This is a genomic window from Shewanella psychropiezotolerans, from assembly GCF_007197555.1.
Classification (GTDB): domain Bacteria; phylum Pseudomonadota; class Gammaproteobacteria; order Enterobacterales; family Shewanellaceae; genus Shewanella; species Shewanella psychropiezotolerans.
The window spans coordinates 615,837-638,875 of sequence record NZ_CP041614.1; the positions used below are offsets into that span (position 1 = coordinate 615,837).

Sequence of the window (23,039 nt, forward strand, 5' to 3'; positions counted from 1 at the left end):
ATTAGGCAGTTTTTTTTCTTAACGCCTGCCCTGATGTTAGGGCATGCTATCTGGTTAAATAATCACACTATCTTATGGGTACCAATGTACCGCTTTATGTCGAGAAATACACTATGACCAACATGAAAAAGACCTTACTAGCAGCATTGTGCTTTGCAGCATTGAGCGGTTGTGCCAGTACCAGTGATGAAGACGGTGAACGTGATCAGAATCGCGGCTTAAAAACAGGAGCTGCTGGTGGTGCTTTAATTGGCTTAGTCATGGGCGCGGCTATGGGGGATGCAAGCTTAGCGGCAAAAGGCGCTATGCTTGGTGCGGCAACGGGTGCAGCTGCAGGAGCAGCTGCAGATTATCATAATGACAGAGAAGACTATCGCAATGAAAATGGCACTAAGAACATCAATATTAATGGTTTAGCCAGCGCACCTATGACGGCTGGTACTGCGTCAATGGTGCCACAAAACTGGGATAAACTAGATAGTTTTAACGGTAACTGGCGTGTTGATATTTGGGCATTAGATGCACAAGGGGATCGCATCGAAGCAAGTGGTATGGCGAGGGGGAGCTTAGCAAAAACGACGGCCGTCGAACTGCATTTCGATGAACTTCAGGTTAATGGTGAGCCACACAACCTGAATGGCAAAGTGCAACTAGCCTACACTCCAAGTGATGGCTATAGTCTGGAAACAGACTTTAGCAATAATGAGCTGATGCGTTTCTCCGGTGAGTTAAATGTGACAAACCAAAGATATAGCTACTATCCAGTGGACGTACAAGGCCAGACGTTAAATGGTGACGAAAGAAACAATATGCGTTTAGAGTTAAGGTTTGCCGGAAAAGACGTGTTCTTAGTCGACACCTTTACCCAAGTTAAAGGTGAAGAACAGCTGATACAATCATATCGTTTTACTCGTCAAGGTTAATATGCGGCGAAAAAGGGAGTTAATGGCTCCCTTTTTAAGCCTTTGATGATTTTGTGTTTTAAATGATTGTAGGAATAATTTATGACATGTTTTACAGATGACTTTCTTGATGATCTCTATTGAACTTTTTTAAATACCCCTAGTGTTAAATTAATAAATCATTGGTGAATGAGTTGTTAATCTTTCTTTGACGCGGCTCAACTCAACAGTACTCCTTTAGGAGTAACCTCCGAGTGTTCACAAAATAATTATATTGAACAACTCCACGGAGATGATGAGCAATGTTAAATACTAAAAAAAGTAAACTCTGGTTACTGCTTGCAGCAGCAATGACTATGGGAGTAGTCGGTTGTAGTGACGGCGAAGATGGTAAAAATGGTGAAGATGGACAACCAGGTGGCGGTGGTGAGCCTGGTCAATCAGGTCTTCATATCGATATGGCCGCTGAAGCCGTTGCCAATATCAGTAACGCAACTTATGCCGATGGCATTATCACAGTTGATTTCGACCTAGAAAATAAGCAAGGCGTAGGTTTGCACGGCTTAAGTGCAGAGAATGAGTTCCATGATTTCCGCTTCTCATTAGCTCAATTGAAAACCAATGAAGGCTCAGAGCTAAAACAGTGGATTTCATTGTTAAATGAGACAACAAATGGCGCAGGAACAACGTTTGAACAAGGTTTTGAGCAGTTAAAAAACTGTGCCGAATGTCTGGTCGATCATAAAGACGGTACTTATACCTACACTTTCGACACTAATCTAACGACTGCTGTCGATCCCGCTGGTGTGGAATTTTCTCCTGCGCTGACTCAACGCATTGCCATTGAGATGCAGTTTGAATATGCCTCGGGTCATGAGCTGGCAGAAAACGCACACTATGACTGGATCCCTGCAACCAATGCCACTGAAGGTGTTGAGACTCGTGAGCTGGTTACTCTTGAGACATGTTATACCTGTCATCAGCCAGATAGTTTAAAGGCTCATGGTGGTCGTCGTCTCGATCTGGAGAACTGCCAATCTTGTCATAACGGCATAGTTTCAGATCCTAATGCAGTTTCAGTCGAACTAGGTCATATGATACATGCGATTCATATGGGGCCTGAGCGTGAAGGTAAAGATACAGAGGGCAATGTTGTGCCTATGCCTTATACCATAGCGGGTTACGGTGGCGACCATGCATTCGATTACCCGGCTTTCCCAACTAAGCCATTTATGGACTGTGCAGTTTGTCATGTTCAAGATGAAGAGTTAGCCGATAAAGATCTATGGCTTGCCAACGCAAATGCCAACGCGTGTACAGGTTGTCACACAGACTCTCCGGCTCAGCATAAGTCAGATAAGAACCCTGAGTTTACCTGTACCGATTGTCATAGTGTTGAAGTGCATTCAGAAGCTGCCAAGCCTTATCAAGCTGCTAAAGAATACAGTGTTGAAGTCAGTAATGTGACTATCGACGCTGCTAACTTGATTAAGTTTGATATGAAGGTTATGGATGCCAATGGTGAGCTAGTTGCTAAAGATGAAATCTATAAAGAAGGCTATAGCAAGCCGTACATGGTAGTAAGCTGGGATGTAGAGAAAGATTATCCCGATTATAATCAAGCACCATATAGCAAGCGCCGCATCGATATTAAAGATGAAACTAAAGCGACTTGGAATGCCGATAACACAGTAAGTGTTGCAGTCACTATTAACTTCCCTGCCGATATTACAACGCGTTCACTTGAAGTGTTATCAGTATTAAAAGTGTGTTTTGAAGAAGGTACTGATAGGCGTGCAGCATGTGATGCTGAAAATGCTTATCCAGCTTATGTACAAACACCCGCTTATCGCAGCGTGTTAGACAATGCTGAGGCTGTAGTAGGCGAGCGTCGTTCGATTGTCGATACTGCATCTTGTCATGGTTGTCATAGCTTTGAGTTCTATCATGATTCTAATGGTGTGAACTGTATGGCTTGTCATACTAACGATAAGAGCCTTAAAGGTAATGGTGAAGCCAGCAATGGCGTAGCACTACTTAAATCTACAAGCTTTATGTACAAGGCCCACAAAGCTAAGGGACATGATAATGGCCACGGTGGTAGCGGTACTATTCTGAAGACAGATTGTACAACGTGTCACTCAGCTGTAGAGGGTTATGGTGGTCTTAAGTATGGTTTCGAGTTAGGCCGTAATGCGGGTCAAGCTCATACAATTCCAAGCACTCAAAGCCCTGCTGCTGATGAAGTGGTTGAAACTTGGTACGCCTCTTCTGATGCGGCAGCCTGCATAAGTTGTCATCAGAAGTACTTGTCTGATGCTGCTATGTCTCATATCAGAAGCAACGGTGGTTACTTTGGTGCTAATAAAGATGCCGACCATATTGTTGATGTGAATGACGCTGGTAATGCCAAAGACGCAAAAGAAGCTTGTGCCACTTGTCACAGCCCAGAGAAGGTTATGGAGCACCATGGTTTTACTCTGTAATGATTAAGTTCCTAGAGAGGCCATCAAGGTTAGCTCTAGGGGTTTAAGCTCCAGAATGTTTTCCTGCAAAGTCAAAGGCACCTTAGGGTGCCTTTTTTTATTTCTTACTTTTTTATACTGCATGCTATGCATGTTCAATACAGAATCCTGGCTACGAGCTAGGGTATCGCTATGAGAATATGTAGCTGTTGTTAGATGATTAATTGTTGCAGATCACTATTTGTTTATTCCTGTGTTGAGCTTGGTCACACAAGAAAATTAATGGTGTAGACAAGTATCTAGCAAAAATAATATAACTATCTAAGCAGATATTAATTTATCTATTTATAAATAAAACAACAAAAATCAAGATGGCTAACAATCAATTATTCAATGCAGGGGGATAATGATGAGTAATGCCAAAGGTGCTGTGAGCTCGCTTGACTGTTTTCAGGAGTATGCCATGGTAAATAATGGTATCGGAAATAAAGTCAGAAAACGGATATGGGAGTTGACACTAGAGGAGTGCAGGGCGCGCGCTAAAGTGCATGATGCAAAAGATGATGATGATAACTTTCGGATTTTAACCTTAAAGCTTGGTAAGAAAGTGCTAGCCATGGAGCAGATACATCCTGGCTGCAGCAGGCTACGCGTACCTAGGCTTAAAGTAGAAGAGATGAAATTAAAATTACTTCACGCCGTCAGTACCGGCGTGTTTGATCGAGAGCTGATTCATGCTCAAAAATTACAGACTAAGGTGATGAGATAGCGTCGCCAACTAATAGCTAACTTTAATCATAAACTAGATGAGATGGGCTAATCACTAGCCCTTGTCTCACTGGTATTGGGAAAGGTCAGCTTAGCAATGCAACCTGATTCTTCTCCAGACGTTAACATCAGTTGCCAGCCATAGCGTTCGCAGAGTGCATCTACGATTAGTAGGCCTAAGCCGTGACCGTCTTTGCTCTGTTCTGAATCATTCAATCCCCGGCCCTGGTCTAGGACTTTGATACAAGACTGCCAAACTTCCAGGGTGATAATTCCTGAATCACTGGCATTGATGGCGTTCTGTAACAAGTTGATCAATAACATCCTCAGTACGGGAGGGCTTGGCTGAATGTCTGGTTCAGCAAATATCTTGAGCTCGACCTTGAGATGCTTATATTTAGCCAGAGGGGACACCTCATCCAAGATCTGCTTTATCTCTTTTTCAACCAGTTTCCTACTGGTGGAATTCTCTCTTGTCTGTTCCTGTTTGACCAGACTCAGCAGGGCTTCAATCGTGTGTTGCATGTCGGCCGTAGCCTTAGCGATTCTTGCTCTCTGTCGAAGTTGAAACTCAGGCTTATCACTCTTGTCGAGCAGCTTGGTGGCTCCCAGAATAACGGTTAAAGGAGTTCTTAGCTCATGGCTGGCATACTTGGCGAATGACTGCTCTTGTTTTATTAGGAGTTCATTTTGATTGCGATATTTATTCAGGCTATTAGATAGCTCTGTGAACTCTAATGCCGAACCTTCCGGGACTGAGAAGCTGGTTTCTCTTTGGGCGGATTTCAGTTGCTGGCTGAGCTGATTGACAGGCTGCACCAGACGTTTAGATAATTTTGAAATGGCGAAATCGAATGCCAGATAGAGGAGTATCATGATAGCGAGAGAGGCAAAATTGATATATCGCCATTCATCAGAGCTGAGTTCGACTTTTTCTGCTTCCATGGTTAAGAAGAGAGGTCTAGTCTCACCTTCGAGAATAAAGCTGGAGTGATGGAAAAAGAGGTCGTGGGCTATGTCATCGGTGATTTCATCATTGTAGCCAATGGGGTATTGGCTGAGTTGTTGGAATTGCTTAGGTAACGTTTGGACAGAATCATAGGCTAAAATATTAGGACCTATGATGAGGGGGGAGCTTGCCCCTTGCTGAAATTGGTCGACAGAAAAATCAGCTGTCTGCTGTAAGTTACGCTTGTTTATCTCATCTTCGAGCCAGTAGAGGCCCGCCTGACTCAGAGCAAAAACCAATATACCAATAAGCAGAGCGATGGCATTGAAATAGAGGCTTAATTTCTTGGTTAAGCTCTGGGCCGTGGAGCTAGGAGGTTGAGGGGTTTTCATTACTATTATTTAACGTTTCCTGTTGAAGTTTAAAGCCTATTTTTGGCACCGTGACCAGCATTGACTCAGAAAATGGCTTATCTAATTGATTGCGAAGTTGGTACATGTGGCTACGTAATATGTCGCTACCCGGTGGCATATCACCCCATAACTCCTCGATAAGCTCTTCACGTTTGACCACGTTCGGCGCTCGCTTCATTAATAATTGCAATATTTGATAGCAAGCAGGCGTCAGAATGAGCTTAGTTCCGTTGCGATAGACTTGATGTTCAGCCGTGTTTAATTCGAGGCTGCCGTATTTTAATATGCCTAAGGCTACTCTTCCTTGCTGGCGTTTGATCAATGCTGTGACTCGGGCATTGAGTACATCTAAGTCGAAAGGTTTGGCTAGATAGTCGTCAGCCCCTGATTCAAATCCGTTGAGCAGATCTTGCTTATCATCGAGGGCCGTTAACATGAGGATCGGAGTGGTACAGCCTTGCTTTCTGAGTTCTTTAGCGACACTGAGGCCATCCATCTTAGGCAGCATTAGATCCAGTATGATGGCGTCGAAGTTGGACTCAAGAGCGAGCTTAAATCCGAGCTCGCCATTGGTCGCGAAATCGACTTCTGTTCCTTGCACTTCAAAATAATCGGCAAGAATGCCTGCGACATCTTGATTATCTTCAACGATTAATAGTTTTGACCTCAATGTACCTTACCTATTGTTTTTTAGAGTCGAGAATTATCTCATTTAAATGTGTAAAAAATGTCGACTTGGTAACAACTCGATGCATCATGAATAAATATTAAGCTGAAATAATGAACGGTTAGCCGATGAACATTTGTTTATTCATAAGGAGTTTATATACTGAACATCATTCAATTTACAAAATGTAAACTGTATTTACCCTGTTGTATATCTTGAGTGTAAACTTATCAAGATATTCTGGAGTTCTATGTGATCAAAAAAATTAATAAGTCAGCACTGAGTGTTGCAGTTCTTGCTACTAGTATCTTAGTTGCAGGTTGCCAGACGACAAATCCCTATACTAACGAAAGTCAAAACGCCAAAGCCACCAATGGTGCCCTTATCGGCGCGATTGCGGGCGCTGCTATCGGAGTTGTATCTTCGAGCAAGAGCGATCGTGGTAAGGGAGCCCTGATCGGTGCAGCCTCGGGGGCGGCTTTAGGTGGTGGTATTGGTTATTACATGGATACCCAAGAAGCCGAATTGAGGAAGCAACTTAAGTCAACAGGAGTGAGTGTGACTCGCTCCGGTGACAATATTGTGCTGAATATGCCGAATGAAGTCACCTTCGGAGTCGATGAGGTTCATCTCAATTCTGGAGCTAAAAAGGTGCTTAATAGCGTGGCCTTAGTGGCTAAAGAGTATGATCAAACTCAACTCAATATATTGGGTTATACGGACAGTTCAGGTTCTGAGTCATACAACCTGCGTTTATCGAAAATTCGCGCCATTGAAGTGGGTAATTATCTTGTGGCTCAGAAAGTGGAATATGCCAGAGTAAAGTCTGAAGGCATAGGTGAAGCTAGACCTATTGCGAGTAATTCTTCGGCAGAAGGCAGGGCGCAGAACCGCCGTGTGGAGATTATCTTGAGTCCATTGCCTCAAAGTTAATTCTTGTTTATTACAGTTTCTAAAAAGGCTTCCCTTGGGAAGCCTTTTCTCTTCTTGAGTGCCAATGTTGGACACTAGGTTCATCTATTAATCTGCATTCGATTAATAATACGGTAAGTCACATATATCAATAACAGAATAACAAGGTAAATAACCCACCTGATGGTATGGTGGTTACTGATTTTTACATCTATCGCTTGGGTTAGTTTTGGAAGAATCTCTTCTATTTTATGTATATCAGAGCGCATCTGTCCCATGGTCCCGGCTTCATGGGAATACTGATGGCTTTCAATAAACTGCTTCAGTGTATTGACCTTTTTCAGGTATCCCTCAAGCTCTAGTTTGAGCTTTTTGGACACATCTTGCCATTGACTGATTGCCATGACATTATTACCCAAGAGTTGCAGTGATATGGCTTGTTTCGAGGTGATATATTCGAACAAGTGTTGGCGTATCGCTAATGTCTGAGCATAAACATTATTATCCTCAATCTTGGCGAGTTTCTCTAATCTTTCTTGTAGGGCCATCAAACTATTCAACATACTCAAAGATTGTTTGTCTGACTTGTCTAGTTCGGAAGTGAGTACGATGAAATTTGCTTCATAACTTTTTAAATTAAGCTTCATCTGTGTAATGAGATCTGTCTGTATGTCCCATATCGAGAAACACGTATTTGAGAGAGCAAACTCTCTCTTTAGCTCCTTGAGTGTTTGTTGCCACTTCTTTAAGTATTTATCCTGCTTCCTAAAAAAGAAATCTTTCTCATGACGGCGAAGGCTGAGCTTTTTTATGGAGAGTTCTAAACTGATCTCTTTACATTGGTTAAGCTGAGCGAGTCTATGTAGGTAGATCTCACTAATGCCTATGCTCAATATGATACACAGGATTATTGGGATAAGTATGAGTGGGTTAAAAGGTTTCAAACAAGGGCCCGCAGAGTGCTTTTTACAAGTATAGCGTTAAAAGGCAAGACTGCTGGACTGGAGGCCTTGCTTAAGCCCCTTTTAGGGGCTAATACTTGTTACCGGTTTTTTATTAGATCACAGCAGGAAGAAGGTGGCCAGTCCGAGGAAGGCGAACAAACCAATCACATCAGTGACTGTGGTTAACACCATGCCACCGGCGAGGGCCGGGTCGATGTTCATTTTTTTAAGTAGTAATGGAATACTTGCACCGGCAAACCCTGCCACTGTCATATTGATTAGCATGGCTCCGCCTATGAGTGCACCTAAGGCTATATCACCTTTCCAGAGCCACACGGCTGCGAATACCAATACTGACCATAACAAGCCATTGAGGAAACCGATGGCCAACTCCTTGCCTATCAGCCAACGAGAGTTACTCTGTCCTATCTGGCCCAGTGCAATTCCTCGAATCACCAGGGCTAAGGTCTGATTACCGGCGACGCCTCCCATGCTCGGCACTATGGTCATAAGAATCGCTATGGTGGCAAATTGCTCCAGCGTGCCTTCAAACATATTACTGACAGACGCTGCCAAGAGCGCGGCAAATAGGTTGATGGTCAGCCATAGAGAGCGCTGTAAAGTACTCTTTAAGACCGGGCCAAAGGTATCGCTATCTTCATCCATACCCGCCATGCCCATCATGGAGTGCTCGGCATCTTCCCTGATGATATCAACGACATCATCTATGGTGATCCTGCCAAGCAGCTGATTATCTTCGCCGATAACAGGTGCCGAGATCCAATCGTGTCGTTCAAATAGTTGTGCGACTTCGCTGTCATTCATGCCAACAGGAATACCTTCTAGATCCGAGGCCATAATGTCTCTGACTGATGCGTCCGGGTTGCAGGTGAGCAGATCTGAAATCCGCACACCGCCGAGTAAATTATCACGTTTATCGACGACATAGAGGGTGTCAGTCGCTTCCGGTAGCTTTCCACGAATTCTAAGGTAACGCAGTATCACATCTATGTTGACGTCGGGACGTAGGGTGACGGTATCGGTATTCATGATACTGCCAGCGGTGTCGTCCGGGTAAGATAGCGCCTGCTCGACTCTCGTCCTATCTTGGCTGCTCATGGACTGGAGTACTTTATTGAAGACACTGTCGGGCAAACTACGCAGGATATAGGCAAGATCGTCGGTATCCATGCCTTCCGCGGCTTTCGCGACTCGCTCTGGTGTCATCTGTTTGATGAGGCTATCTTTTAGTTCCTCCCCTAACTCGTCTAAGATCTCCCCGGTATGATCCAGATCGATAAGTTGCCATAAGACCTGACGCGTTCTTGGCGGAGATGATTCTAAAATAAAGGCCACATCCGATGCTGCCATATCATGGAGCATGTTTCTGACATGAACAAACATACCATTACCAAGGGCTTGGGTAAGCTGATTTAGACGTTGATCGGTTGTTTCACTGTCTAGCACTTCTTTCGGCATAGTGGACCCTCCTTTGGTTGTGTTTGATAGTTTGCTTTAGATTAGGGTTAGCTAATTTGTAAAAGAAAGGGCGAATATAGTGAGAGTAAAAGGTTAGGGTTAACTTGCTTCATCGAATTTTGCATCGACAAGTGCACATATTGCATCTAGCGCAGCATCGGCATCCTGACCTTCACCGAGCAGTGTGATGGTTTTTCCCATGCCAGTTTCTAGCATCAATAAGCCTAACACACTGGCAGCAGAGGCCTCCTTCTTTCCCTGCACTATGGTTATCTCGGCGTCAAACTCGGACGCCAGGATGGCGAGTTTAGTTGCGGCTCGGGCATGGAGGCCGAGTTTATTACATATGGTGACCTGGCGTTCTAATTTAGTCATTACTCAATTCGCGATGACGCGCCTGAATCTTATGCTTACTGTTACTAAATAGCTTAGCTAATTGCTCTGTGACATAAACAGATCTATGTTGTCCGCCAGTACAACCTATGGCGATGGTAAGGTAGCTACGGTTATTTCTTTCAAGATGAGGTAACCAGGTTGCCAGTAAGTTTTCTATTTGCCAGATAAATTTATTGACTGTGGGTTGTTGGCTCAAAAAAAGTTGAACCGGCTCATCTAGCCCTGTCATGGATCTTAGCTCCGGTTCCCAATGGGGGTTTGGCAAGAAACGAACGTCAAACATGAAGTCTGCCTCGGCTGGCATCCCGTATTTGAAGCCAAAAGATTCGAAGTTAATGACCAACTCTTTATCGATACTGCCTAGGAGAATTTCACGGATCTTGTCACTCAGGTCGTAGATATTGAGGTTTGATGTGTCTATGTAATGATCGACCATCTTAGACACGGGTTCGAGCAGTTCTCTTTCATGCTCTATCGCCTCTTTAAGAGACGTCTTAGTGCGGGATAGTGGGTGTAATCTTCGGGTTTCACTGTAACGTTTCAGCAGTACCTCATCGCTCGAGTTCAAGAAGAAACTGAGTAATTCTGTGCCTTCGGGGAGGTTAGCAAACTGCTTCTCTAGCTCTTTGTCTTGCTCTGATATATTACGCACGTCGACACTAATGGCTACGAGTTCTGTACTGCCTTTGAGTTGTTCGAGCAAGGTATCCATTAGTGGCAGAGGAAGGTTATCGACACAGTAGTAGCCAAGATCTTCTAAGACCCTGAGTACGACAGATTTTCCCGAACCGGAACGACCGGACACCATCACCAGTTTCATTGTGTTATCACCTGATAGAGTTCTGACTCATCTTGAGTTTTTCGTAACTGTTTCACAATATGCTTGTTATTGAGTTTCTCAGCCATGGATGACAGAGTACTCAAGTGCTGCTCACATTGATCCGCAGGGACTAAAAGTGCAAATAGTATATCTACAGGTTGCTTATCAATGGCGTCGAAGGAGATAGGCTCTTCGCACTTGATTAATACAGCAACCGGTTGACTTATATTGCTCAACCTACCATGAGGAATCGCAATACCATTACCTATACCTGTGCTTCCCATTTTTTCCCTCGCCAAGAGACTTTCAAAAATCTCTTGTGAAGATAGGGTTGGGTACTGGACAGCGGCAAGATCGCTGATGAGTTCCAGTACCTTTTTCTTACTGCCCGGAGTGGCGCAAGTTGTACATTCCGGCTGCAGGATGGTGCTTAATTCCATTATTAATGCTTTGTTAGCTTCTCTTTGTGTTTAATAACCTGACGGTCGAGCTTATCAATCAGGGAGTCGATAGCGGCGTACATGTCAGCGTTCTCTGACATAGCAAAAACCTCACCACCGGCAAGGTGGAGTTTAGCTTCGGCTTTTTGCTGCATTTTCTGAACATTTAAAATAACGTGTACATTATTGATCTGATCGAAATGTCGTTCAAGCTTAGTGAACTTTTCTTCGACATATTGCCTTAGCGATGTAGTGATCTCTATATGGTGTCCAGTTAGGTTTATTTGCATAGAAATACTCCTCCAGTGTCCAATTTAACTCTTAGGTAGGTTGTAGAAAAATCTTTCGGGATTTAACTCACAACATAATTCCCTGTTATACCAGGAGTTGAGCCTAAGGGTTATCGACTACAGGCTGCTTCTGGTGATTAGCGCTCAACATGAGCGCTAATCAGGTCGTGGCTAAGTAGATTTTTCTATTTAGGTGACGACCTTACTTCCTTCTTTATAAACTCTTACGTTGATTCGATGGTGGAATCAACATGGCTTCACGATACTTAGCTATGGTGCGCCTCGCGACCTGAATTCCCTGCTCTGCTAATAGCAAAGCCATCTTACTGTCGCTGAGTGGTTTCTGTTGATTTTCGGCTGCAACCAGCTTCTTTATGAAAGCACGAATGGCGGTAGATGAACACTCGCCGCCATCATCGGTCCCCACATGGCTGGAGAAAAAGTATTTCAGCTCAAATATGCCCCTCGGGGTATGCATATATTTTTGTGTGGTGACACGGGATATGGTGGATTCGTGCATCTCTACGGCTTCGGCTATGTCGTTCAATACCATAGGTTTCATGGCTTCTTCACCGAATTCGAAGAAGCCCTGTTGGAATTTAACTATGCAGTTTGAGACTTTCAGTAAGGTCTCGTTGCGGCTCTCTAAGCTCTTGATAAACCACTTAGCCTCTTGCAGGTGACCACGAATAAACTGACTATCTGATTGATTCTTGGTACTTTTCACCATGGATGCATAATGTTGGTTGACGTTGATCTTCGGCATATTGTCTGGATTTAACTCAACCATCCAACGACCTTTCTTCTTGGTCACAGTGACATCTGGGATGACATACTCATCTTTACCTGGAGTAATGGCGAGTCCTGGGCGGGGATTAAGCGTTTGGATTAACTCAATGGCGACTCTGAGATCATCTTCCTTAAGCTTAGTCTTACGCATTAACTGGCGGAAATCACGTCCTGCGATCAGATCCAGATGATCTTTGATAAGGAGCCTGGCATTATCTATGTGGGGGGTTGTATCTGCGTATTGTGCCAGTTGAATCAAGAGACATTCGCTGAGGTCCCTGGCTGCTATGCCGATAGGATCGAAGTGTTGGATACGTTTGAGGACGGCTTCAACTTCATCCTGTTCAATTTCTGGATCACCCATGGCCTCGAGAATATCTTCAACACTTTGGGTGAGATAGCCCCTCTCATCAATGGCATCTATGATGGCGGTCGCTATGGCGAGATCATTATCAGAAAACGGTGTCAGGTTCTTCTGCCATTCGAGATGCTCATACAAACCTTCGCTGGTCTCGCCTTGGAAGGGCATATCATCGTCGCGCATGGCACCAGAACTCGAGTTCGGAGACGCGGTATAGACTTCATCCCAAGTGGTGTCCATGGGGAGCTCTTCTGGCATGGAATCTTGGGTTATTGCCTCTGAGGTTTCAACCGCAGAGCTGTCGATTGGACCATCACCTTCGCCATCACCCGTGGCGTTAAAGTCTTCTGCGTCTATGGTCTTATCTTCACCATTGACTGGGGGTCAACCTGTTCTTCATCTAGTTCGAGAAGGGGGTTGGAGTCTAACGCTTGTTGGATTTCTTGTTGCAGTTCCAGCGACGATAGTTGCAATAGACGTATAGCCTGCTGCAGTTGTGGTGTCATGGTTAACTGCTGACCCATTTTAAGCTGGAGTGACGCTTTCATTTACCGCTATTCCCTTCATTGTAATTATAAAATGAGAAAGCCTGCTTTGACTTGTTTGGGGTTTCTCTGAGCCCCTGGACCTTAGGCTGAGTAAGCCGAGTGTCGATAAATACTCATCCCTTAATGCGCGTTAAGAATGAGTCTCTTGATTAACTATAGCTTGAATTGTTCACCTAAGTACACAGCTCGTACTTGCTTATTGTCCAAGATCTCGGCGGGTGTACCTTCAGCGATTAAATTTCCGTGACTGACTATGTAAGCTCGCTCACATACGTCTAAAGTTTCACGCACATTATGGTCAGTGATCAGTACACCTAAGCCGCGACTCTTAAGCTGCTCGATGATTTTTTTAATGTCGATAACCGAAATAGGATCCACCCCTGCAAAGGGCTCATCGAGGAGAATAAACTTAGGGTTAGCTGCCAAGGCTCTGGCTATCTCGACGCGTCTGCGTTCACCGCCCGAGAGTGCCATGCCTTGGCTGTCACGAATATGGGTAATATGAAACTCTTCCAGAAGGCTCTCGAGTTGTTCTTCCCGGGTGTTGTTATCTATATCTGAACGTGTCTGTAGTACCGCCATTATGTTATCCCTAACCGATAACTTCCTAAAGATGCTCGCCTCTTGAGGTAGGTAACCTATGCCTTTTCTTGCCCTCAAGTGCATAGGATCTAAGGTCAGATCATCATCATCGATTAAGATCCTACCTTTATCACTCTGTACTAAGCCTACGATCATGTAGAAAGTGGTGGTTTTTCCCGCGCCATTAGGGCCTAACAGACCGACTATCTGTCCGGTTTTGACTGTGATACTGACATCTTGAACTACGGCTCTATTCTTATAACTCTTGGCAAGGTTGACTGCCTTTAGCGTCATCTGGCTCATTGTTTCTCCTGCCCTATGACTGGTAACTGAGTAGGTATAATATCTTGCTTGCTGGTTTGATTGTTCGTTTCAGCTGGCTCGACTTCTGGTAATTGAGTCGGCAGCGGCTCCGTAGCTGGCTCTTGTTCTTTGGCCTTATCTTGACTGGTATCCTGATAGCTTTCTGGCTGAATAATGGTGATAACCCTATCATTGCCTTTGCTTTCTGCTATCAACTGTTGCTTAGCTATGTTGTAGCGAATCATATTACCTGTTACTCGGCTACCATCTTGCTCCAGCGTGGCATTACCTACCAAGGTTAAGGTTCTGCTCGATAGCTCATACCTAATTTCTTTGGCACTGGCAGAAGCCGGGCGTCCATCTTCCATTATCTGGGAGTATGTCGCGGGATTTCCGATGGCGACAAGTGTTTTTCCGCCGCCATCTTCTTTAGAGGAGGCTCTGAGTTCGTCGGCTAAAATCTTGATCGATCCCTGAGTCACTTCCACTGGACCATGAAAGATCATCTGATTATTCTTGATATCGGCTTCCTGACTCGCTGCCGAGATCTTAACTTCTTGCATGAGATCATCTTGCTTTGTCATGCCACTAAAACTTGTGATACACAGTAGAGCAGCGATGATTAAGTTATGTTTGTTCATATCGTCCTTCAAATGGCGTACTTGTCTTGTTCACAACACATATGGATCATAGGTATTGTTGGTCTGAGTCTGTTTTTCTAAAATATGGCTTTGGGCTAGCAAAAAGCCAAGCTAATTGACCTCATATATCCCTTTAACCTTACTCAATAATTGTACTTTTTGGGCGTTAAGATCACCGAACAAACCCACACCTTGGATAATAAAATCAGTACCTGTGATGTAAACCTCACGATCTGAGGTCATGACCATGGTATTGAGATCTAATTCCAAGTAACTGGTTTTCATGGTTTGAATCGGTTCTTCAGGGCTTATGGAATCGATAATAACATTGTTCTCGAGAACGACTTTGCCTGATTTCTTATTGAGTGTCCCCATCGTCGATTGAAGGCGCCATTTAGCTTGGCCTCCGTCGGGATAGATTAGGTATATGGGCTGAGTGAAATAGGTCATATTGGCCTCATCAAAGTGCTCCATATGGGTAGCTGTGACTCGGCTGTTGACTAACCCCTTGTCATTATAATCGACACTACGTAGGTTATCGGCAATATAATCTGGTCTTAAACTGACATCGATAGCCACCTCTTCATCGCTTTTCTTGGATTGCACCTGCCAATAAAGCAGCAAGGCCGTGCCGAAGAAAGCTATGATGGCCAGAGTCACTCTATTCATATACTCATACCGTGTGCGGTATCGAATTTCTTTTGGCTGAGAAGTATGAGATCCGTTAACTCTCGTAAGGCACCATGTCCGCCTTGGATGCTAGTGACGAAGTCGGCAGCTTGTTTTACATAGGGGTGACCATCGGCGACACAGACTGAAAGCCCAACCTGTTTCATGACTGGCAGGTCAACCATATCATCGCCTATATAAGCCACCTGCTCAGGGGTCACATCATACAAGGAGAGTAGCGCTTGATATGGCTCTAATTTGTTGTCTACACCTTGGTATATATGCTTGATGCCTAGTGCTGTCATACGGTCTTCAACTATCTGAGACTTACGTCCAGTGATGATCGCCACGGGGATATCACTGGTGAGTAGAGATCTCACTCCGTATCCGTCTCGGGTGTGGAAGGTCTTTAGTTCTTCACCGGCATTACTCATATAGACCAGACCGTCGGAAAACACGCCATCTACATCACAGATGAGTAGTTTTATCTGCTTAGCCTTCTGCCAAACCTTGTCAGCTACAGGACCATAAAAACTCTGATGGGATTCATTCATTTATATTACTCCTGCCTTAACCATGTCGAGCATGTTTAATGCACCTATTGGGGTGTTGTTATCATCTACTATGATGAGACCATTGATATCGTTTTCGTCCATCACTTTTAGTGCTTCGGCGGCCAAAATTCCTTCAGAGATGGTGATGCAGCCTTTACTCATCACATCTGAGATTGATGTTTCTCTCAGGTTGACTTGGGCATCTATGACCCGGCGTAGATCGCCGTCGGTAAAAATACCCACTAACTTGTTGGAATCATCGGTAACCGCCGTCATGCCCAGGCCTTTGTTCGATATTTCATAGAGGGCATCTGTGACGCAGATATTCTGCCTTACCAGAGGCAGGTCATGACCTTTATGCATGACATCACTGACTTTGAGCAGTAATTTCCGGCCTAACATACCACCTGGGTGTGACAGGGCGAAATCATCTTTGGTAAACCCCCTCGCTTGTAACAGTGCTACGGCGAGTGCATCGCCCATGACTAAGGTCGCCGTGGTGCTGGATGTGGGAGCAAGCCCTAGGGGGCAAGCTTCTTCGGGTACTTCGATGCACAGATGCACGATAGCATGTTTAGCCATGGTGGATTTTGGCTTACCCGTTACCGCTATAATAGGCAGGCCCATACGTTTAATGACCGGCATCAAGGTTAAGATTTCTGAGGCTTCTCCCGAATTGGAGATGGCTAAGATGATATCGTTCTCACTGAGCACACCGAGATCGCCATGACTGGCTTCACCTGGATGCACAAAAAATGCGGGGGTGCCTGTGCTGGCAAAGGTGGCTGAAATTTTATTGCCTATATGGCCAGACTTGCCCATCCCCATGACGATGACCTTGCCGGTGCACTCAAAGATCAATTTACACGCTGTAGCAAACTCAGCTGAATCTACATACTGGTATAAGTTATCGAGAGCTTTTCGCTCGACATCGATAACGTTTTTGCCCCATTGGCGTAATTTATTTACATCTAGCATTTTGATCTCTCTGTTTATTCAGTCTGATGTAAGTCTTGTTAAGCAAGAAAAAGGACTAGTTGATACGAGATAAAGGTCAACAGTAACACGCCTCCATGCCAAGGCTTTAATGCTCTTGCACGGCCACTCAGTAAAATGAGTACGGCAAGGGCGCTGCTTGTGGCCATTACCATATAGAAATCCCGGGTACTGGCCGCCGCGTCGACTTCCCCTGGCGCAATTAACGCGGGGAGGGCGAGTACGGCGAGAATATTGAACAAATTTGAACCGACAATATTGCCAATGGCCAGATCGTCTTCTTTTTTCAGCACGCCGGCAACACAAGCTGCAAGCTCAGGTAGGCTGGTGCCTATGGCTATGATGGTCAAGCCTATGACCAGATCCGATAAATGATAGGCTTTGGCGATACCTACCGCACCCTGAACCATCCAGTCGGCAGACAGAGGTAGTAAAATAATACCCACGACTAACCAGAGAACCGCCTTGTGAGTCGGAACTCCAGTCGGTATTTCCTCATCGGCTTCATCTTCGAGTGTGTCAGCTTGCTTGTTGGTTAAGCCATGCCAGATAAGGTAACCCATGAGGATGAAGAAAAGCCCCATTAACATGACGCCTTCCATGCGTGTCAGCAGGCCATCATAGAGAAAATACCCCGCGATTGCTGTGGCGGCCAACATCAAAGGTATTTCTCGCATCAGGGTTTGGGAGCGTACTGAAATGGCCCCTAATAGCGCTGTGATACCCAATATCAAGGTGATGTTGGCGATATTTGAGCCCAATACGTTGCCGATGGCCGTATCTGTCATGCCTTCCATGGATGCGGTGGCCGCGACGAACATTTCGGGAGCTGAGCTGCCCATTGCCACTATGGTCAATCCGATCAACATCGGTGGGAGTCCGAGGTTGCGGGCAAAAGCCGCCGCACCATAGACAAATTTGTCGGCGCTCCAGACTAAAACGCCCAATCCTGCAATAAGCATGAAGATATTAAATAACATTTAATTCAATTCTAAAATGAGTCAACGAGCATTTTCGCTGGATTTGAATGAAAATGAAAGTATTGAGGCAAGATAGTGTCGATTCAGTTGTGCCTATTAGCGCAATTACGTACAATTTGCTGCTCAGTTTCTGTCAGACTCGTCTGCCTTCCCCTGGTGCTTGTACGTAAATGGATGCGGTATGAACATAGAAGTGTCACCAAAACCCAACTCATTGGTCGAGATCCGCAACTTAAAATTTAGTCGCGGTGACCACGTCATTTTTGATGATATTAGCCTATCTATTCCCAAAGGTAAGATCACGGCCATCATGGGCCCGAGTGGAATAGGTAAGACGACCTTGCTTAAGTTGATTGGCGGCCAGCTAATTCCTGACTCAGGTTCGGTATTGTTCGATGGCAAAGATGTGCATAGATGCAGCCGCAAGGAGTTATTTACACTGCGTAAGCGAATGAGCATGCTATTCCAAAGTGGGGCCCTGTTTACCGACATGAATGTGTTCGACAATGTGGCATTCGCTCTGCGTGAGCATTCAGGACTCGCCGAAGAGATTATCACCCGCATCGTATTGATGAAACTAGAAGCGGTTGGTTTACGGGGCGCAGCTAAAATGATGCCTAGCGAGCTTTCCGGGGGGATGCAGCGTCGGGTGGCGCTTGCCAGAGCGATTGCGCTCGAGCCCGATATGGTGATGTATGATGAGCCTTTTGCGGGTCAAGACCCTATCTCAATGGGGGTGTTGGTGAAGCTTATCAAAGAACTCTCTGCTGCTTTAGGCCTCACCTCTGTGGTGATATCCCATGATGTGCAGGAAGTCTTAGGCATCGCCGATTATGTTTATGTGATGGCCGATAAGCGCGTGATAGCCCAAGGGACTCCCGAGGAGTTACGAGTTGCCGACAATGAGCAGCTTAAACAATTTATTGGTGGTGAACCTGATGGCCCGGTGCCTTTTCATTTTCCTGCATCAAGCTATGCCGAGGAGTTAGTCGGTCAGTGATAAGACTGTGAGAAATTATAAAAAAGCTAGTTGTTTAATTGTGGCCATCAATGAACGACAAAAACAAATTATTGGCGGTGAGCTAGGCGGTCTTATTATTGTGAACGCCTCTCTCCACTTACACCAAATAGTTACATCAAGGAATTAGTAGGCTAGTGATGAATCGTATTAGTATTAGCTTTCTGTCCAGACTTCAAGATGGGGTTAAGGAAGGGACTGAATGAGCATGACAGATAACATAGCTAATCTTGGCCGTAGAGGCATAGACCTGGTAACTGGCTTGGGTCGGGCAGGTCTCATGCTTTGGGGGGCGATAGCCCGTAGGCCACGTGTAAAGGGATTTCCGCTATTTGTGAAACAACTCTATGTTGTTGGCGTGCAATCTATGGTGCTCATACTGATATCGGGTCTGTTTATTGGCATGGTATTGGCGTTGCAGGGGTATAATATTCTCGTTGGTTTCGGTACCGAGGAGAGCCTTGGTCCTATGGTTGCTTTGAGCCTGCTACGGGAATTAGGCCCAGTTGTGACGGCTCTGTTGTTCGCCGGTCGTGCTGGTTCGGCGTTGACCGCCGAGATAGGCTTGATGAAGAGTACCGAGCAACTCTCCAGTCTGGAGATGATGGCTATCGATCCGCTAAGGCAGATCATTGCGCCTCGTTTCTGGGCCGGCGTAGTCAGTCTGCCTCTGCTGACATTGATGTTTACCGCTATCGGCATCTATGGTGGTTATGTCGTAGGAGTCGAGTGGAAGGGTATAGACGGTGGCAGTTTTTGGTCGATTCTGCAGGCTTCTGTAGAGTGGCGTCAGGATATCGTCAACTGTTTGATTAAGAGCTTCCTGTTTGGCATCGTCGTGACCTGGATTGCCTTGTATAGAGGCTATCAGGTGGTTCCTAATCCAGAAGGGATAAGTAAAGCCACGACTCAGACCGTGGTTCAGTCGAGTCTGGCGGTATTGGCTTTAGATTTTTTACTTACGGCGATAATGTTCGGCCGTTAATGGATTTTATTGAGCAGATTTGAAGTCGGCTCAACAGGTAGAGTGGAAATGAAAGTATGTTAACTCGTAAAATTGAAGTATTAGTGGGACTATTTCTGTTATCCGGCTTGGCGGCATTTTTGATATTAGTGTTCAATGTTGCCAATGTCGAGGTAAAGTCCGGGGCTAATCATTACACCCTCTATGCTAAATTTAGCAATGTCGGCGGGCTTAAAGTGCGTTCTCCGGTCAAGGTGGGTGGCGTGGTTGTCGGGCGTGTGAGTGCTATTACTCTCGATCCCAACGAGCTGATACCTGTGGTTAAGTTGTCTATGGATAAGCATTTCGATCAGTTCCCTGAAACGAGTAGTCTGTCGATTCTGACTTCGGGTTTATTGGGTGAGCAATTTCTGGGGCTGACTCCAGGATTTATGGACGATGATATCGCCATGCTGGTTGATGGCGATAGAATTGATGATACTCACTCGGCTCTTGTACTCGAAGAGCTTATTGGTCAGTTCCTATATAGTGTCAAAGATTAGGCCTAAATTGAGTCAAGCTTCTATATGAAGCTAGTGATAGATTGTATTAAATAGTCGAACATATTTTTATAGCGTCAAGGATTTTAAATGAGAATGTTTAATCGCATCTGTATGTATAGCGCTTCACTTTTTTTACTCGCGTTGAGTGCAACAGCCCATAGTGAAGACGCGGCCGTAAACACCATGAACCCCTATGATATGGTTGAGGCTGTTGCGAATAATACTTTTGCCAGGTTTCATCAGGATATTGACATAATTAAGACCAATCCTGACCATCTTAAACTGATAGTCTCAGATGAGCTGATGCCCTATATTGATTATAAGTATGCTTCTTATAAAGTCATGGGTATACATCTTAAGGCAACCACAAAAGACCAAAGAGAGCGATTTGTAAAAGCATTTCAGGGCTATCTGGTGTCGACCTATGCACAGGCGTTTACCGAGTACACAGATCAACAAGTTAAGTTTGCCCCTGCGAAAGATTTTTCTGGTGAGAAGATGGTCGATGTCAACGTTGATTTGATTGAAGCGGGTCGACCGGCAATTAAGTTAATGTTTAAGGTGCGCCGCCTTAAAGACGGTAGTTGGAAGGCATTCGATCTTGTTGCCGAAGGTGTCAGCTTGCTGGCATCGAAGAGCTCAGAAATTTCAAACTTGATCCGTCAAAAAGGGATCGATTCGGTGATTTTAGAGTTAGAACAACGCAATAAAGGCCATATCAGTCAGAAGACTCATGGAGCTAAACTCTAAGTGGTTGAGTTTATCTGTGAGGACTCTGTGTGTTGCATCTCAGGTCGGCTCTCACAAGGAGATGTCGTTAAGCTTTGGGGTAAGAGAAAGCGCCTGCTTAGTGCCAAGATTAAGGTCATCGACCTGTCGGCACTGAGTTACAGCGACAGTGCTGGCATCGCTTTCATCTTAGAGTTGATAGCCCTGGCTAAAAGAGAGGGAAGAGAGGTAACACTCAGTACTGCATCGAGTCAGCTGTCGAAATTAATTGCGTTATACGATTTAGAACACTTCTTCGATGAAGAAGCAAAACAAGGTAAATAGATCCATGGATACCAACGAAACAGAACAAACAAACGAAGCACAGAAGCTAAAAGAGATCGAGCAGCTTCTTCAGGATGCACTCTCATTAGATGAAGTGCACGTCACCCAAGCTGGAACCCACTATAAAATCGTGGCCGTCGGTGAGTGTTTCGATGGCATGGGGCGCGTAAAGCAGCAGCAAACCATATACGGCCCTCTGATGGATCGTATCACTAGTGGTGAGCTACATGCGCTAACTATCAATGCCTTCACGCCGACACAATGGAAGCGTGAAAAAATCTTTAACATGTAAGCCGAGATCTAAATTGGATAAATTAAAAATTCAGGCGAGCGAAGCGCTGGCTGGTGAAGTTGTGATCTCCGGGGCTAAGAATGCTGCCTTGCCTATCTTGATGGCTGGCGTGTTGGCCGAAACCGATTTTGTGGTAAGCAATGTGCCGGATCTTAGAGACGTAAGCACAAGTTGTGAGTTGCTGCGTTGCCTAGGCGCCGAAGTGAGCCGTACCGATAACAGTGAAGTGCGCATCTCAACCACCTCTTTGGATCATTTTTGTGCACCTTATGATCTCGTTAAAACAATGCGGGCATCGATTCTTATCTTGGGACCCTTATTGGCCCGTTTCGGTACCGCAGATGTATCCCTGCCTGGTGGCTGTGCCATTGGTGCACGACCGGTGAATCTTCATCTCCATGGTTTAGAACAGATGGGGGCGAAGATTGATGTCGAAGAGGGTTATATCAAGGCCCGTGTCGACGGCCGTTTAAAAGGCGCGCATATCTTCATGGATATGGTCAGCGTGGGTGCGACAGAAAATTTATTGATGGCTGCCTCCCTCGCCGATGGCGAAACCATCATAGAGAATGCCGCCCGTGAACCCGAAGTTGTCGATCTGGCTAACTGCCTTATTGCCATGGGTGCGAAAATTGAGGGTGCAGGCACCGACTCGATCCGTATTCAAGGGGTCGAATCCCTACAGGGCTGTCATTATCGTGTGATGCCAGACAGAATCGAGACCGGTAGTTTCTTGATTGCCGCAGCGGTCACTCGTGGCAAGATACGCTGTGTCAACGCCGCTCCATCGACGCTTGAGGCTGTGCTTGCCAAGCTAGAAGATGCTGGTGCTAAGATCACCACCGGCAGTGATTGGATTGAGCTGGATATGCAAGGTAAGCGACCTAAGGCCGTTAATATTAAAACTGTGCCATACCCGGGCTTTCCAACCGATATGCAGGCACAGTTTTGCTTACTCAATGCGTTAGCCGAAGGCACCTCGACCATCACCGAAACCATTTTCGAGAATCGCTTCATGCATGTCCCTGAGCTTATTCGTATGGGCGCAAACATGGAGCTTGAAGGCAATACCTGCATTATTCAGGGAATTGAGCGACTCAAGGGTGCCCAAGTGATGGCGACGGACTTAAGGGCCTCGGCCAGCCTGGTGATTGCCGGACTCGTAGCCGATGGCACCACGATAGTCGATCGTATCTATCATCTGGATCGCGGTTATGAGCATATCGAAGATAAATTTAAAGGTTTAGGTGGCCAGGTAGAGCGCACCAGATAACCGATATAAGTTTTGATAGTAAAAAGATA

At 45.3% G+C, this 23,039-nt stretch carries 25 protein-coding genes and 1 pseudogene; 11 read left to right on the forward strand and 15 right to left on the reverse strand.

The window, feature by feature from the left end:
• The first annotated feature begins 113 nt into the window (after nucleotides 1–113).
• The 3 genes from FM037_RS02665 to FM037_RS02675 all read left to right on the forward strand — a co-directional run bounded on the left by FM037_RS02665 (nucleotide 114) and on the right by FM037_RS02675 (nucleotide 4,136).
• Entirely contained in the window at nucleotides 114–923 is an 810-nt protein-coding gene (locus tag FM037_RS02665; protein ID WP_227993130.1) for a glycine zipper domain-containing protein, read from the forward strand.
• Between the two features lie 281 nt (nucleotides 924–1,204).
• A complete protein-coding gene (locus FM037_RS02670) occupies nucleotides 1,205–3,388 on the forward strand; it encodes an OmcA/MtrC family decaheme c-type cytochrome (RefSeq protein ID WP_144044732.1) in 2,184 nt (727 codons plus the stop codon).
• Nucleotides 3,389–3,773: 385 nt separating this feature from the next.
• Nucleotides 3,774–4,136, forward strand: coding sequence for a hypothetical protein (locus FM037_RS02675; protein WP_144044733.1), 363 nt, complete (start codon nucleotides 3,774–3,776; stop codon nucleotides 4,134–4,136).
• Nucleotides 4,137–4,183: 47 nt separating this feature from the next.
• On the opposite strand, the gene FM037_RS02680 is transcribed toward FM037_RS02675, so the two are convergent.
• Together FM037_RS02680 and FM037_RS02685 are read right to left on the reverse strand one after the other, a co-directional pair.
• Entirely contained in the window at nucleotides 4,184–5,476 is a 1,293-nt protein-coding gene (locus tag FM037_RS02680) for a sensor histidine kinase (protein WP_144044734.1), read from the reverse strand.
• Entirely contained in the window at nucleotides 5,454–6,167 is a 714-nt protein-coding gene (locus tag FM037_RS02685; protein ID WP_144044735.1) for a response regulator transcription factor, read from the reverse strand. The genes FM037_RS02680 and FM037_RS02685 overlap by 23 nt, the downstream gene beginning before the upstream one ends.
• 261 nt (nucleotides 6,168–6,428) lie before the next feature.
• Here FM037_RS02685 and FM037_RS02690 point away from each other — a divergent pair, with 261 nt between their 5' ends.
• Nucleotides 6,429–7,097 carry an OmpA family protein gene (locus tag FM037_RS02690; protein ID WP_144048792.1) on the forward strand — a complete coding sequence of 223 codons (669 nt, stop codon included), beginning with the start codon at nucleotides 6,429–6,431 and terminating at the stop codon, nucleotides 7,095–7,097.
• 80 nt (nucleotides 7,098–7,177) lie between these two features.
• On the opposite strand, the gene FM037_RS02695 is transcribed toward FM037_RS02690, so the two are convergent.
• The 13 genes and pseudogenes from FM037_RS02695 to FM037_RS02755 form a co-directional block, all read right to left on the reverse strand.
• Complete coding sequence (locus FM037_RS02695) at nucleotides 7,178–8,020, reverse strand: hypothetical protein (protein WP_144044736.1); 843 nt, start codon at nucleotides 8,018–8,020, stop codon at nucleotides 7,178–7,180.
• 117 nt (nucleotides 8,021–8,137) lie between these two features.
• Nucleotides 8,138–9,499, reverse strand: coding sequence for a magnesium transporter (mgtE, locus tag FM037_RS02700; protein ID WP_144044737.1), 1,362 nt, complete (start codon nucleotides 9,497–9,499; stop codon nucleotides 8,138–8,140).
• Between the two features lie 99 nt (nucleotides 9,500–9,598).
• Nucleotides 9,599–9,874: an HPr family phosphocarrier protein gene (locus FM037_RS02705; RefSeq protein ID WP_144044738.1), complete on the reverse strand. Its 276-nt coding sequence runs from the start codon at nucleotides 9,872–9,874 to the stop codon at nucleotides 9,599–9,601.
• A complete protein-coding gene (gene rapZ / locus FM037_RS02710; RefSeq protein WP_144044739.1) occupies nucleotides 9,867–10,715 on the reverse strand; it encodes an RNase adapter RapZ in 849 nt (282 codons plus the stop codon). Before rapZ ends, FM037_RS02705 begins: the two co-directional genes overlap by 8 nt.
• The gene (ptsN, locus tag FM037_RS02715) at nucleotides 10,712–11,155 is read right to left on the reverse strand and encodes a PTS IIA-like nitrogen regulatory protein PtsN (RefSeq protein WP_144044740.1); all 444 of its coding nucleotides are present in this window, start codon (nucleotides 11,153–11,155) and stop codon (nucleotides 10,712–10,714) included. Before ptsN ends, rapZ begins: the two co-directional genes overlap by 4 nt.
• A 2-nt stretch (nucleotides 11,156–11,157) precedes the next feature.
• Nucleotides 11,158–11,445, reverse strand: a complete 288-nt coding sequence (gene hpf / locus FM037_RS02720) for a ribosome hibernation promoting factor (protein ID WP_144044741.1) — start codon at nucleotides 11,443–11,445, stop codon at nucleotides 11,158–11,160.
• Nucleotides 11,446–11,659: 214 nt separating this feature from the next.
• A pseudogene (locus FM037_RS02725) lies at nucleotides 11,660–13,143 on the reverse strand (RNA polymerase factor sigma-54).
• Nucleotides 13,144–13,296: 153 nt separating this feature from the next.
• Entirely contained in the window at nucleotides 13,297–14,028 is a 732-nt protein-coding gene (gene lptB, locus FM037_RS02730; RefSeq protein WP_144044742.1) for an LPS export ABC transporter ATP-binding protein, read from the reverse strand.
• Nucleotides 14,025–14,669, reverse strand: a complete 645-nt coding sequence (gene lptA / locus FM037_RS02735) for a lipopolysaccharide transport periplasmic protein LptA (protein WP_144044743.1) — start codon at nucleotides 14,667–14,669, stop codon at nucleotides 14,025–14,027. The genes lptB and lptA overlap by 4 nt, the downstream gene beginning before the upstream one ends.
• A gap of 111 nt (nucleotides 14,670–14,780) precedes the next feature.
• Nucleotides 14,781–15,338: an LPS export ABC transporter periplasmic protein LptC gene (gene lptC, locus FM037_RS02740; RefSeq protein ID WP_144044744.1), complete on the reverse strand. Its 558-nt coding sequence runs from the start codon at nucleotides 15,336–15,338 to the stop codon at nucleotides 14,781–14,783.
• Nucleotides 15,335–15,892, reverse strand: coding sequence for a 3-deoxy-manno-octulosonate-8-phosphatase KdsC (gene kdsC / locus FM037_RS02745; protein WP_144044745.1), 558 nt, complete (start codon nucleotides 15,890–15,892; stop codon nucleotides 15,335–15,337). The genes lptC and kdsC overlap by 4 nt, the downstream gene beginning before the upstream one ends.
• A complete protein-coding gene (locus FM037_RS02750; protein WP_144044746.1) occupies nucleotides 15,893–16,870 on the reverse strand; it encodes a KpsF/GutQ family sugar-phosphate isomerase in 978 nt (325 codons plus the stop codon).
• Nucleotides 16,871–16,908: 38 nt separating this feature from the next.
• Complete coding sequence (locus tag FM037_RS02755; RefSeq protein WP_144044747.1) at nucleotides 16,909–17,868, reverse strand: calcium/sodium antiporter; 960 nt, start codon at nucleotides 17,866–17,868, stop codon at nucleotides 16,909–16,911.
• A gap of 181 nt (nucleotides 17,869–18,049) precedes the next feature.
• Here FM037_RS02755 and mlaF point away from each other — a divergent pair, with 181 nt between their 5' ends.
• The 7 genes from mlaF to murA all read left to right on the forward strand — a co-directional run bounded on the left by mlaF (nucleotide 18,050) and on the right by murA (nucleotide 23,010).
• Nucleotides 18,050–18,868, forward strand: coding sequence for a phospholipid ABC transporter ATP-binding protein MlaF (gene mlaF, locus FM037_RS02760; RefSeq protein WP_144044748.1), 819 nt, complete (start codon nucleotides 18,050–18,052; stop codon nucleotides 18,866–18,868).
• 220 nt (nucleotides 18,869–19,088) lie between these two features.
• Nucleotides 19,089–19,871, forward strand: a complete 783-nt coding sequence (gene mlaE / locus FM037_RS02765; RefSeq protein WP_144044749.1) for a lipid asymmetry maintenance ABC transporter permease subunit MlaE — start codon at nucleotides 19,089–19,091, stop codon at nucleotides 19,869–19,871.
• Nucleotides 19,872–19,927: 56 nt separating this feature from the next.
• Nucleotides 19,928–20,392, forward strand: coding sequence for an outer membrane lipid asymmetry maintenance protein MlaD (mlaD, locus tag FM037_RS02770; RefSeq protein WP_144044750.1), 465 nt, complete (start codon nucleotides 19,928–19,930; stop codon nucleotides 20,390–20,392).
• A gap of 93 nt (nucleotides 20,393–20,485) precedes the next feature.
• Nucleotides 20,486–21,142 (forward strand): MlaC/ttg2D family ABC transporter substrate-binding protein, encoded by a 657-nt coding sequence (locus tag FM037_RS02775; RefSeq protein ID WP_407695648.1) that lies wholly within the window; start codon nucleotides 20,486–20,488, stop codon nucleotides 21,140–21,142.
• Nucleotides 21,143–21,445 (forward strand): STAS domain-containing protein, encoded by a 303-nt coding sequence (locus FM037_RS02780; protein ID WP_144044752.1) that lies wholly within the window; start codon nucleotides 21,143–21,145, stop codon nucleotides 21,443–21,445.
• A 4-nt stretch (nucleotides 21,446–21,449) separates the two neighbouring features.
• Entirely contained in the window at nucleotides 21,450–21,737 is a 288-nt protein-coding gene (locus FM037_RS02785; protein WP_144044753.1) for a BolA family protein, read from the forward strand.
• A gap of 13 nt (nucleotides 21,738–21,750) precedes the next feature.
• Nucleotides 21,751–23,010 carry a UDP-N-acetylglucosamine 1-carboxyvinyltransferase gene (gene murA / locus FM037_RS02790; protein WP_144044754.1) on the forward strand — a complete coding sequence of 420 codons (1,260 nt, stop codon included), beginning with the start codon at nucleotides 21,751–21,753 and terminating at the stop codon, nucleotides 23,008–23,010.
• Nucleotides 23,011–23,039 lie beyond the last annotated feature (29 nt).